5 protein-coding genes are annotated in these 13,774 nt (G+C 53.8%); all 5 read left to right on the forward strand.

The window, feature by feature from the left end:
• Window positions 1-53 precede the first annotated feature (53 nt).
• The 5 genes from PluTT01m_RS16125 (at window position 54) to PluTT01m_RS16145 (ending at window position 13,660) form a co-directional block, all read left to right on the forward strand.
• Window positions 54-2,174: a type I secretion system permease/ATPase gene (locus tag PluTT01m_RS16125; RefSeq protein ID WP_011147338.1), complete on the forward strand. Its 2,121-nt coding sequence runs from the start codon at window positions 54-56 to the stop codon at window positions 2,172-2,174.
• Window positions 2,174-3,562 (forward strand): HlyD family type I secretion periplasmic adaptor subunit, encoded by a 1,389-nt coding sequence (locus PluTT01m_RS16130; RefSeq protein ID WP_011147339.1) that lies wholly within the window; start codon window positions 2,174-2,176, stop codon window positions 3,560-3,562. Before PluTT01m_RS16125 ends, PluTT01m_RS16130 begins: the two co-directional genes overlap by 1 nt.
• Window positions 3,562-5,721 carry a type I secretion system permease/ATPase gene (locus PluTT01m_RS16135; protein WP_011147340.1) on the forward strand — a complete coding sequence of 720 codons (2,160 nt, stop codon included), beginning with the start codon at window positions 3,562-3,564 and terminating at the stop codon, window positions 5,719-5,721. Before PluTT01m_RS16130 ends, PluTT01m_RS16135 begins: the two co-directional genes overlap by 1 nt.
• Window positions 5,722-5,957: 236 nt before the next feature.
• Window positions 5,958-12,995: a TcdA/TcdB pore-forming domain-containing protein gene (locus PluTT01m_RS16140; RefSeq protein WP_232507869.1), complete on the forward strand. Its 7,038-nt coding sequence runs from the start codon at window positions 5,958-5,960 to the stop codon at window positions 12,993-12,995.
• 389 nt (window positions 12,996-13,384) lie between these two features.
• Complete coding sequence (locus tag PluTT01m_RS16145; protein ID WP_011147342.1) at window positions 13,385-13,660, forward strand: hypothetical protein; 276 nt, start codon at window positions 13,385-13,387, stop codon at window positions 13,658-13,660.
• The last annotated feature ends 114 nt before the right edge of the window (window positions 13,661-13,774 follow it).

The following is a 13,774-nucleotide window of genomic DNA, read 5'->3' on the forward strand; positions in this document are numbered from 1 at the left end:
AGGCTTTTTTATGTTAACAACGTGAGAACGGAATCACGTAAGGGAAAATTACAATGAATAGGGAAAATATATCCGCCGATGCAGATACATTGTCATCTGCGCTTAACTGTTGTCGATTATTGTTGCAATTAGCTAAAGGTGAAGCTCAGGAACCACAGCCTCTGCTCTCCCATAACAAACTGAAACCTGCGATAAAAGAGTACGGCAAGGCACATGATGTTGATCTGGCATTATGCCGTTTAAAATTCCCCAAACTGACTCCCAAGCTACTGCCTCTGGCCTTTCGCGACAAACAGGGAGGATTTATTGTATTAGCGCGCCTTTCCACTGATCAGGCCCTGATCCAGTCTCCTTATGCCGTTTCACCCGAAGTACTTTCCATCAACGAGCTAGAAGCCAGATGGAGCGGGGAGGTGATCCGGTTAGGGGAAGCTTCCCTCAGGTTCGATGTTTCTTGGTTTATACCCGCGTTTATCCGCCATCGCCACCTCCTCGGCGAGGTGCTGCTTTTTTCCCTGATGCTTCAACTACTTGCCCTAGTCACCCCTCTGTTTTTCCAAGTGGTAATGGACAAAGTGTTGGTGCACAAGGCGTTGTCGACCCTAGAGGTATTGGTGATAGTACTGGTGGTGGTTGGGCTGTTCGAGGTGGTGCTCCGGGGGCTACGCGAATACCTTTTTGCCCACACCGCCAACCGCATCGATATCACCCTAGGGATCAAGCTGTTCCGGCACCTACTCGGCCTGCCCCTGCTTTACTTCAAGCACCGTCAGGTGGGCGCTATCATCACCCGAGTGCAGGAGCTCGATAGCATTCGTGACTTCCTGACCGGCTCCATGCTAACCCTGAGCGTGGACCTCGCCTCCACCTTTGTCTTCTTCGGCGTCATGGCCTGGCTGTCGCCGTCCCTAACCTGTGTAGTACTGGCGGTATTGCCCCTCTATTTTCTGTTAGCTTGGCTGAGCTCCAAACCACTGCAACAGCGCATCGAACAACAGTTCCAAACGGCGGCCCTCAATACCTCATTCCTGAACGAGTCCGTCAGCGGCGCTGAAACCATTAAGAGCCTGGCGGTAGAACCCAAGATGCAACGGCGCTGGGAATCCCAAACCGCAAACATGGTCGAAGCTGGTTTCCGCACTCAAACCCTCAACAGCTTCATCAGCCACGGGGTTATGCTGCTACAGAAGACGACCGGCGTCGGGATCATCTGGCTGGGTGCCAACATGGTGATCGCTCTGGAGCTCACCATAGGCCAACTGATCGCTTTCAATATGATGGTGTCCCACGTCAACCAACCCATCGCCAAGCTAATCGACCTGTGGCAACAGTTTATTCAAACCCGAGTCGCCGTCGATAAGCTCGGTGACATACTCAACCTGCCTGTCGAGCAGGAACAGGGGAACATCCGGCCTCAGCAACCACTCTCCGGTGATCTGCAAATACGCAACTTGGTGTTCCGCTACCAGCCCCATCAAGCCCCAGTATTACAGGGGGTTACCTTGCATATCAGGTCCGGCGAGAAGCTGGGCATAGTCGGTCCCTCCGGTTCAGGTAAGAGTACGCTGACCCGCTTATTACAGAAGCTCTACGCTCCGGATGAGGGGGAGATCTTGATCGACGGCACTCCCCTACACCGACTGGACCCCGGCTACCTGCGTAGCCAGATTGGGGTGGTACTACAGGAGAACTACCTGTTCAACCGTAGCGTGCGCCACAACATAGCATTTAAGGACCCCTCCGCCTCGCTGGAGAAAGTGATGGCCGTCGCCAAGCTGGCAGGCGCGCATGACTTTATCCTGCAATTACCTCTGGGCTATGACACGGTACTGGCCGAAGCCGGCAGTTCCCTATCGGGAGGGCAGCGCCAGCGCATTGCCATCGCCCGTGCGCTGATGGCTAACCCCAAGATCTTGATCTTCGACGAAGCGACCAGTGCCCTCGATGACGAATCCCAAGCGCTGATCCAAACCAACATGGCCGAGATCGCACTAGGGCGCACCGTCATCATTATTGCCCACCGCCTGTCCACGGTGCGTCACTGCGATCGCATCATCACTTTGGAGCAGGGCCTTATCACCGAATCAGGCAACCACCACCAACTACTGGTCAAGGGCGGCTGCTACGCCAAGCTGTGGCAGATGCAACAGGAATTACGAAAGGAAGCGGAATAATGTCATTCAAGAAACACCTAAAAACCGTCCTCCGGGCTTGGCGGCAGGAGCGTAACGCGCCCAAAGCGACGAAGCGCACCCGCGACGAGTACGAGTTTCAGCCCGGCTATCTGGAGATCGTTGAACGACCTCCCGCGCCTTGGGCAAGGTGCACGGCAATGGCACTGACCCTGTTTCTGTTGGTGGTTCTACTCTGGTCCATCATCGGTCACCTAGACATCCATGCCAACGCGACAGGCAGGCTGCTGGTATCCAGTCACTCTAAAGTGATTCAGTCCCTTGAAGCCGGCGAGATTGTGGCGATTCACGTGCGTGACGGACAAAGGGTGAAGACCGGGGATGTGCTGATCAAACTCAACCCCATAGGCGTCGAAGCCGAGTTGAAGGAGCTACAGGAGCAACTTAACTTCAAGCGGCTGGAGATGGCTAGACTACAGGCTCTGCTAACCGATACCCCCATTGAACATTTCTCCGTACAGGAAGGTATGCCACAGGCACAGGTCGAGCTGGCCAGAGAGCATCTGGTCAGCATCTGGAAAGAGGTAGTCGCCAATTTAGAAAGCCTGGACAGCGAGATGAGCGTCAACCAAGCGAGCCAGAGTGCACGTAACGCCGATATCACCGCGCTGGAAAAGCTGATGACCAATATCAAAGTGCGCCTTGAAGCCCGTCGTACCTTGGCCGCCAGCAAGCTATTACCCAAAGTCGAGCTACTGGAGCAAGAGAAGGAGAAGCTGGAGATCGAACGCACCCTTTCTCAACAGCATGCCGAGCTGGCCGTCCTCAAGGAGCAATATCAGGTACTGAAAGAGAGTCGGGAGCGCTACCTAGCCAAGACCCGCCGGGAATATTACGACCAGCTAAACGAAACTCAGACCGCTATCGCGGTCATGACACAACAGTTGATAAAGGCCGGTGAGAGGCGGCGGCTGCAAAGCCTGCGGACACCGGTCGACGGCGTAGTGCAGCAGCTAGCGATCCATACCTTGGGAGGCGTAGTGCAATCGGCCCAGCAACTCATGGTGATCGTGCCCGATGATACCCCTCTGGAAGCCGAAGTGATGGTGTTGAACAAAGATGTGGGGTTCGTGCACGCCGGTCAGCCGGTGGAAATTAAGGTCGACGCCTTTCCCTATACCCGCTATGGCACTATACGGGGTAAGGTCGCCCACATCTCCAAGGATGCGGTCAAGGATGAACAGCTCGGTTTGGTATTTCCGGCACAGATACAGATGGAGCGCTCCTCTATTGCAGTGGACCAGCATGAGGTACCGCTACAGGCGGGCATGAGTATCACCGCGGAAATCCGCACCGGTGATCGGCGGGTGATCGACTACCTACTCAGCCCACTACAACAGTACCAGTCCGAAGCATTGAGGGAACGATAATGTCAACCATCGAATCTATTCTGTCGGAACCGATCACCGTCGACACGTCCAAGGCGGTAGCGGATGGCGGCCTGCTGGCCCTGACCCATGCCGCCCGCCATTTCAACTTGGCGGTGGAACCAGAACAACTAATCCACCGTCTCGGACGCACCCAAGGAGTCTCGAACAGCCAAGATCTATGCCGCTGCGCCCAGTGGATCGGCCTGAGGGCACGCCACATCTCCACAGATATGAGCCGTCTCGATACCGTGCCCCTTCCTATCCTGCTGGATACGGAACAGGGCTGGCAGGTGCTAGAGAGAGTCGAAGGCGAGCTCATTATCTTGTATCAGCCAAGTACGGGTAAGATATGTCGCTATCCCCGAACCCTCTTCGCGAGCCATTGGCAAGGCAGCGCCGTACTGCTAGCGGAGGCGACCGAGCAGCCGAAACGGCAGCGGTTTGGCTTCGGCTGGTTCGTGCCTTCCATCCGCAAACATGTCAGCCAGTTTAGGAACGTAATCCTAGTGTCTCTGATGCTACAGGTGATCGCCCTAGTAACCCCCATACTGTTCGAGAACGTGATCGATCGGGTACTGGTTAGCCGCAGCCTATCGAGCCTGCAAGTGCTAGGAATCGCCATGTTGACTCTGGCTTTGTTCGAGCCCATCTATGGTTTCCTTCGTTCCTGGCTATTCACCAACCTCGCCAGTAAGGTCAACTCGGAGCTCTCCGGCCGCCTTTACCAGCACCTAATGACCTTGCCCATGGGCTATTTCCAACAGCGTCAGACCGGTGAGATCATCGCCCGAGTGCGCGAGATGAACCAGATCCGCCAATTTCTCACCGGTTCAGCGCTGACTATGGTGCTGGATTTGGCCTTCATCGGCCTGTTTGTCGCTGTGATGTTCTCCTACGCCACCGAGCTAACCTGGTTGGTGCTCGGTTCTCTCGTGCTCTATTTCCTGTTCTGGCTAGGTGTCGGGCCTATACTGCGTGCCCGAGTATTGCGAGAGTACGAGCTAGGGGCCGACAACACCGCCTTCCTTACCGAGTCAGTCACCGGCATTGAAACCATCAAAACCAACGCCACCGAAGCCGGCTTCCTACACCGCTGGGAGCGGCAGCTATCTGCCTTCGTCCGCGCCTCATTCCGCGCCAAAGTGGTGGGGATCTTGGCTGGTCAGGGAATCGACCTAATCCAGAAGCTAACCTCCGCCCTGCTACTGCTGTGGGGTGTTACTCTAGTAATGGAGGGCAAACTCAGCCCAGGGGAGCTGGTCGCTTTCAACATGCTCTCGGAACACGTGACCCAGCCAATTCTGCGTCTGGCCCAAGTCTGTCAGGATTTCCAGCATACCCTGATCTCAATGCGCAGGATCGGCGACATTCTTGATGAGGAGGGGGAAAGCGGCAATGGCGGTCTGGCCTCCGTACCCAAGCTACAGGGAGGAGTAAGTTTCAGAGGCGTGCGTTTTCGTTACAACGAGGATGGTCAGGAGGTGTTACGCAACCTCAACATCGAGATTCATCCCGGCGAATTCATCGGTATCACAGGGCCATCCGGTTCGGGCAAATCCACCCTGGCTCGGTTGTTGCAGCGCCTCTATGTACCTCAGCACGGCCAGGTGTTGGTGGATGGGATAGATTTGGCAATCGCAGATCCGGTGGCGCTGCGCCGCAACATGAGCGTCGTGCTGCAAGAAAGCGTGCTGTTTGCCGGCAGCATCGCCGAGAACATTCGTTTGTGTCGGCCTCAGGCCAGCGATGCGGAAGTGTATGAAGCGGCGACTTTGGCCGGTGCCGATGGTTTCATCAAGGCGCTGGACCGAGGCTATGAGACCCAAGTCGGCGAGCGTGGCGGCCAACTCTCCGGGGGGCAACGCCAACGCATCGCCCTAGCCCGAGCACTACTGACCAATCCGGGAATATTGCTACTGGATGAAGCCACTAGTGCCTTGGACTACGAGTCGGAAGCGGCAGTCATGACCAACCTACAACGCATTGCACAGGGCCGCACAGTGATCAGCGTCGCCCATCGCCTTAATACCCTGCGCCATGCCCATCGAATTCTGGTAATCGACCAAGGTCAGGTGGTCGAACAGGGCAGCCACGAGCAACTACTCGCCTTGAACGGGCTTTATGCCCGACTGTGGACCTTGCAGATGAAAGATTCTTAGATCACAGACGGCTAGCCGTGTCCGCCATAGCCAGCCATTCTTGAAGCGTTGTAATCCGTAAATATCAAAGTAGGATTTTCCTAAGGAGAACCATTATTCCCAGTAACAACTATCAATCACTGCTCGCGTCTGCACAAGCGACCTTTAGAGAGATGAGGAGCAAACCGAAAATCCAAACGCTGGTCCAAGAGATCAAGAAGGGGTTCCGTGAAAATGGTCGCGAGTGGAGTCCCGAATTGTTCCAGCAACAGAAAATGCTGGAACGTGCGCTGGAGAGCAACGCTTATTGGCGCTACAGTAATGACAGACCGGTCGGCATCAGTCGCCTCGACAAAAGCGAGCAACAGGCATTTGTCAGTTATATCAAGACACTGGCAACACGCATCACAACAATCGACATTTTGGTGCAAGGCAATGAGAAAACAGCGCTATCTTTGCAAACGGATGACGCCCTAAACAATGCCGAAGCTTTCCGGATGCTGCCAAAGGATTTTGCGCAACGTTATGGCACCCGCGGCAAGCTTGGTGCACGACTGACCATCAACGTTAACAAGGCGCATTTCAACTTGCTTGCCCGGGCATTGCCCCAATTGTTCAATGATAACAATCGCGGCTGGCTGGAACAGGCCAAGATCATGGGGCCGAAAAATCTGGGCAGCCGTACCGACCAAGCTGTGATCTACCTTTCCAAAGCCGGGATCGAGCATGCTCAAACCATCAGCGAAAAGCTTAGCGAACTGTTACCGGCGACAGCCTTTGTCGAACACACCCCGACAGGTATGTATCGCGTGGGCAAGGGCATTTCCTACTCTGAAACGGCCGCGGGCGGATCGAGCAGTCACGGTCAGTCCCGGGCACAACTGATTGCGGCAGCAGGTACACAGTCCTTGCTGACCGATATTCCAATCGAGAAGACCCTGACGCATACCTTGCAGACACGCGGGTACGATGTACACAACCCGGCGTTGCTCTCACAAGCACTACGGGATAGCGAGCTCAAGGGGACGCTGGCACCAATGAGTGGCGATTCTGAGCCTCGTCAGGTCAGTGCCAATATCCATCAGTTCGCCGCCGATCCTGTGTTGTTCGCCAAATCCAACACTATCAATACCGAGACATTAATCAGGTCGGGGAGTTTCCCAGCAGAAGGGAACGCCCAGCTAGTGAAAATCGAATCAGGCTTGTACGAGCTCGAATACACTGATCGAAGCGCTAATGATGATGTAGCAGCAGGCGCTAACAGCATACCCGCGTATTTTCTCGACTACGACAGCGCCGATCAGGCCAATGCGTCACCAGCCTACGTAGATATTCCTAAGCATGCGATCGCGGAGAGTTTTCTATTTACCGGGACGCTATCGGGTGGCTCGGTGGTAGTGACCAGCCTCGATGCCAATACCTACCGGGTCTACCACGATGGCCGAGTCAACAGTTCACTGCTATACGATAACGTGGTGATGGCAGTGGACGACAAAGATTACCGGGTAGCTGCCACCACCGACAGCCTCGCCGTGGCGTACATGCAGTACGTCAATGACGAATGGCAATTGGTGTTCCAGCGCCAAGAGTATCAGCAAGACGGCCAGAGGCTTCGGCTAAAGTTACGTGGCGACGAGGAGCCACTCTCTATCCAGATCGCAGACAGTCAAGTGACTGAACGCAACCAAGCTCAATTCGCCACTTACCGTGAGCAAGTTCACCAACAACTAAAGAAAGTCGCTACCCAATTCGGGGTATCAGTCGAAGGGATCGCCGACGGTGTATACACAGAGGGTGAATTTTCTCCTGATCATCCAGCAATTGCCGCGTGGACTAAGTTACATGCCGAAGTTGACGACAAGATCAACGCAGATATCAAGCAGCTAGTAGACAAACGAAGCAAACTCTATGAGGAGCAACGCAATACCTCTCAGCACAATCTGATCGACCAACAGATAAAACAGATCAATATCACTCTGGAGTATTACAAGGCGCAATACAATACGGTTCTGCGTGAAGCAGGCTTCGTCGAACAAAGCTGGTTATGGCAGCAGATCAAGTCCAAGGACGGCATGGCTGCCGTGGTGCGGATCGACAATACGCCCATCCAGAACAGTGGACTGGAGCACACCAGTAGCATCGGCGAGCGTTATGTGATCGCCGATGCTTACCAACATCGTGTGCATGGCACCGCGTTTACCGATGGTCAGCGTAACTTCCGCGATATTAGCATCCCTGGAATGTACGACAGGATGTCAGCCTTGGAAATGAAGATCCTGTTTCTCAAAGGCCAGCTCACTCCCAAGCAACAAAGTGCCTTGAGTGCTCACATCACTGAAACCAGTCAAGCAGAATACATCGATAAGGTATTGAAGTGGACGGCGGTGTACAGCGAGGATTTTCACCGCGCTGGTAGTAGCTTCGACCGTCTGGTGCCACAGGACTTTTACCTGTCGCTGGTCGGCGACAAGTCCGGCGGCCGTTGCTATCCCTTGGTCCGGGCGATGGCGGTGGCGCTGGCTAACAGCGGCGAAGCGGGTATCAACAATCTGGTGGAAAAACTGTTTCTGGCAGCCGCCGATCCCCACGCAGGTAGTTCCACGCTGCTGAAAAACAGTCTGATCAAATTGCACTCCGATAACCTTGAGGCCGTACAGGCGTCAACAACAAGAGGACAGGTTACATTGTCCGAAGTGGTTTCCCTGCTGAAAAAGGCGACCAAGACCTCGACGTTCGCGCTCAATACCCCAAATCACTCGATGATGGTAGGAAGTATGGTCGGACTCGAAGGACGTCGTTACTATTTCTATGATCCGAATGTCGGAATTTTTGCCTTCAACAATACAAGCCGCTTCCTCGAAGCCATGAAGCACCACTTGGTGGGACGCAAGCTAGCAGCTCACTACGGTTCGCTTGGCGACAAGTTGACCCCTATCTTCAACTTGGTGGAGATCGATGCCAGTAAGATGGCAAAAGTGCCGGTGGGTAACGATCTGAACGTGGCCGACCTGACTCGCCCCGATGAACTCACTACGGTCATAGAGCAACGGCGGCAGGTTGAGCAAGCGGTTAACACCCAAGTACGGATTGCCAAGGACACCCGGTTGCACACTGCATTAGCGACCCTCGATGCCGAACAGTGGGGATCAAGGTTCGCCGAGGCCAGTACACGGATCGCCCAAGAAAACAACCTTGATCAGCGCTGGATGCCAGTGATTGGCAATACCGAGGACCAAGGCAAAGGCCACTATCGAATCCAGTTCATCAATCGCGACCAACCCGAGGAGACCCGTTGGGTGAGCAGCGGCGATGCCACTTTTATCGAATTCCGCCGCTTTGTCGATGAACATGTGCTCACCCTAGGCCAACATTTCACCTTCGAACACGGCCAGATACAGCCCAAAGGCGGTATCGGCGAAGCAGCTCCAGTTGATGGGCTAAACGCCGGGTTTGCGATACAGTCATTGATCCAATGGTTTACCGACAAGAACCGCAATGATGCGGCACGTGGGATCGCTTCGCCTGATCTGGCCACCGCGCTCAAGGTCCACAGCTATCTCAATCTTGTCCAGATGGCTCACGGTGGCGTGCAGGACGTGACTAAGGTCACCGAACTGGTGCGTACGGCGTTGCGCGGCGAAGTGGTGGCCGCCGAAACCTCACTCAAGGACTTTACCTCCATTCTGGGGCACACCGTCAACGAAGGCGCAGGCGTGCTATTTGGCGGCGCAATGGTCGGTCTGGATGCTTATGAGCTGGCTCACGCTGAGAACGATGTACAGAAGGCGGTGTTCGGTACCCAGCTTGCGTTTGACTCGGCTAGCTTCGTCACAGGTACAGCCGGAGTGGGGGCTGGTTTAGTCGGTGCCTCAACAGCGGGTGCTGTGCTCGGTTCTGGAGGAGTGATCCTTGGCGGGCTCGCTGTAGGCTTTACGGCACTGGCGCAAGCCTTTGGTGTGGTCGCCGAGGATGCCAAGGCGGTAGGCCGTTACTTTGATACAATCGACAAGGCGTACAAAGGTAATGGCTATCGATATGATAATGAGAAGAAAGTGCTGGTGCCTCTGGCCGGGGCTGTGATCAAAACGCTGGATTTGCGAAAGCATCAGATCGACTTCGACAGTCAGTACATTTACCGCACCCATTCAGGCTCTACCGGTTCAGGAAGAATCAATTATTTCTTCTGGATCGGCGATTTTCCAAAGATGGTCCGTGACCGCAGCCAAGCAATCGAGGTACGCAGCGGGATCGGTTACAAGGACGTTTCCCACAAACTCGACCACAGTGACAGCAATGTGCTGATCCTGCCCGGTACCCCAAAGTCCTTCATCAGTTACGAATACATACAGCTCCCTAGCGCAACTACGCGTCACGATGCCGGTTTTGATGTGATCCGCAGGCTTGAAGAGGATAAACGATTCGACTACGACTTCTACATCTTTCCGGGGGAGGTGACGATTCGTAGGATTCATCAGGAATATATGGCGACACCAATCGAAGTGGTGCTCGACCAGCGCAACCGGCAACTGATAGTGCCCGAGCTACCCAAGGAATTGCATGGCTACCTGCATTACGAGATCAAGGGTGCCGGTGGCGAGTACCTGATCGGGCTGAACGAAAGCGCCAGCGTGAAGCTCACGAGCGATGTCCCACATAATCTGGTCGGCAGTGCGCCGTCACGCTGGATCATCGACAGCAGCCAGCTCGCCAGTGACAGTATCAGTGTGTCGAAGAACCGGCTGGTCGTTGGTGGAGTGGTGGTCGAACTCGATTCAGATCGGAAAGAGCAAGTGCTGGTAGTCAACTGCAAGGGCGAGGTGCGCGAAGTTGACTTCTCCAACTTGACAACTCAGGTGGTAAGCGAAGATGCGAGCAAGTGGCAGGTGCCGGGCTATAGCATCGAGCAGCATCTGAGCGATCTAGCCAAGGCGCATCAGTTGCACGGGCAGTACGCGGTGGTGGAGAACTACAGATACAACGAGCGAAATGTCGGCCGGGCGTTCTACGACGTAGCCAAAGACCGCATGCTGTTCACCGACACCCCCCACAAACAAGCCAGGCATGCACAACTGGGTGCAGTGATGGGCGACCATGCCTATTTCTACGACGCCGATAATGCGGCGGCATGGCGGGTAGACATCGCCACGGGACAGGTCGACGCTCAGTTTGAGCCTTGGTTCAACCAGAGTGCAGGCCAGATCTGTCGGCTATGGCAAGAGGGGAATGCGGTCTATCTGGCGCGCCGTTATCAGCTAAAAGGGAAGGAAGCTGAACTGAGCTATCGGCTCCTCGGTGACCGAATGGAGTTGGTCAGTGCGGTGGGTGATGATGCGCTACTCCAGCTTTCGGCCCGTACCGGCCTGCATAGTGATGAGCTCAAAACTATACTCCAAGGCTACGAGAACAATAGCATTCAACGTGAAACTCCGATGTATACGCTGGGCGCACGGTTGATCCAGCCGACCAGTGCGGCGCTGGTCACGGTGTTCGGCGTGGATGCGGCTGGCGTGGCACATCGCTACTGGATACGCACCGGCGATGGTACGCTGATCAAACCGAATCTGGCACCACCGGCGGATCGGACCTTGCACTTCGAAGCACACGAACAGGCCCACAGTGCCTGGCCGATCCCGGCCGACTTAGTGCTAGCGGGAAGTATGCCTCAGCCCGGCGGCAAGGAAGTGGAAGTGTTCTTCTTTTACAGCAAGGAACAAAAAGTTCTGTTCCGTCAGGAAGGCCCCGGACAGATGGTTCTCGACGCCAACCATCCCAGCGCATTACGCATCAACACGCCAGCGTTGGCTAATCTGGTCAATCTGAACGGAAGCCTGCTCGCCATCACCGAAGATGGGCGTGTGGCCCGGCTCGACGCGCAGGGGCAGCTTAACTATGAAGCGGTTAACGAGCATTGGCTCAAGGGGCGTACCCACTGGTGGCAGGATCTGGCTAACATCACCGACAGCACCACCACTCTGGCGGTGTTTGGAGTCAAGGGTACCGACGGCAATAGCCTGCTGCCGGTGTGGTACCACAACGGCCAAGTAGTGGTGGCTTCAGCGGCACTACAGGGCAAATCGTTGCAATTTCTGGGATTCGAAACAGATGGTGCCTCCGCGCGGCTCTTCGAACCCGAAAGCGGCAAGCTATATCGCCAACCAGCCATGACCGCGAATGCGTTAGCCGCGGCTTTTGGTGGCACCGGCCAGATACTTAGCGCCTCGGCACAACTTCCCTCTGCCAGTGAGTTGACACCCGAGTTACATCTTAAGGCAGCGCAACAAGTCGATACCGGCATGCGCCTGATTACGGTCAAGGGCGAGATCTTGCTGCGAACCAACAACGGCGAATTGCAGCTAGTTGGCGTTGACAAAGGCTGGCGGCAGAACAACCTGACCCACCTGCCACAGGCACTCGCCAAACTCGCCGACCAGTGGCAGGCCAAAGGGGTATTGACCTTGCAGGACAATAAGGAGCTAGGCTGGTTCGATATCGGCAGCGGTCAGGTATTTTGGAGTAATGGCATCCCTGTTTCACATAATCTGCGCTTCGTGGGGATCGCCGCTGGCGAAAAGGCGGCGTATGTGTACAGCCCGATGACTCAGGCCCTGTATCAGATCAAGGATGGCAACGCGCAGATGCTCAACAAGTTTACGGGTGTGGAGCGTATCGGTTCGTCCCTTCTGCTTCAAGGTGGAGGCGTTGACGGCAGCAAAGACGATCTGACGCCACCGCTCATTGATGGTGTCGACAGCGTGGTACTGCATGGCGGAGCCGATAACGATATCTACCGCCTCAGCAAGGCGATGTGGTCCCATTACCATACGATAGTCATCGACAACGACGACCGGAGCCAAGCCTTGGACCGCCTGATCCTACCATTAGCTGATCCGGAAAGCATCTTGGTGAATCGCCGCGATGACGACTTGATGTTAACCGATTCCAGCAACGGAACAGCCCTGATGGTACGTCAGGTATTTGGCAGTCAGGCTATGGCCCATCGGCATTTACAAATCGAGCTGGAAGGTTCCTCGTCGGTGATCAACGTGGATCACCTGGTCGAAGGCTTTACCCAGCGAGGTTACACCAAGAAAGGTCTGGTGGAACTGTCTTGGGCCAGCAAGCAATCTGTCATCACAACCCATGCCGTTGACGCAGTACCGGGGGCGGAAAGACCGAACCTAGCCAAACTGAGCGGGGCTATGGCTTCGTTTCCTGATACCGGCGCTGCCCGCGAACACCTGTCGCGAATCCGTCAGGCTTCGCAGACTATGTTGGCACCATCACTGCCCTCCTAATGTAACAAGAGAAATAACAGAAGGGGCGAAATGCTCCTTCTGTCCATTTAATTGTGCCTTTTGGAGACAGTCTAATCGGCAGGGAGCCTTAATATTATGGGAGAAGTTTTTGTAAATAATAAGTTAGATTTCTAATCTAAAATGAAAAATATAAGCAGATTTTAAAACTGAAATATAATCCATGTGATGATTTAACATGCATTATTACATGTGATTTTATATTCCCCAGCAAATATTTTTCCTATTTCATAAAATAAAATCTCAATATTAACAAGATTAAAATAAATGTTTTCTAACTTTAAAATTTTGACAAACTTTATAAAAGCGATACACTTAATGTGAAATTAATAAAATGACTACAGTTATTAAAATATTAAAGGAAAACTTTTATGTTCAAGAAATCATTGGTAGTTGGAGCATTAGCAACAGCATTAATCGGAGGCATTGGGACTGCAAACGCACATCTTTCTCCCTGCCCAAATCAGAATATAGGCTATAATGGCTTGGCGTATACTAGATATGTTGTTAATCCTGATAACAATTTTGCTAGCGTATTTACACAAATGCATAACGGTATAAATATTACATGGCATCTTAAAGGGGTTGTTAAACCTTGTTTATATAATGGACGTAAAGCTTACTCCGCTTACTACGAAGGAACGTAGAGCAAGATAAACTCTACTGAAAATCCTCATTAGAGGTTTTTTCATAACTCTGACAAACCCCATTGAAAATAAAGGGGTTTTTGCTTTTATCATGAATAATGATATTTCCTAATT

Origin of the sequence: Photorhabdus laumondii subsp. laumondii (genome assembly GCF_003343245.1) — a bacterium.
GTDB lineage: Bacteria > Pseudomonadota > Gammaproteobacteria > Enterobacterales > Enterobacteriaceae > Photorhabdus > Photorhabdus laumondii.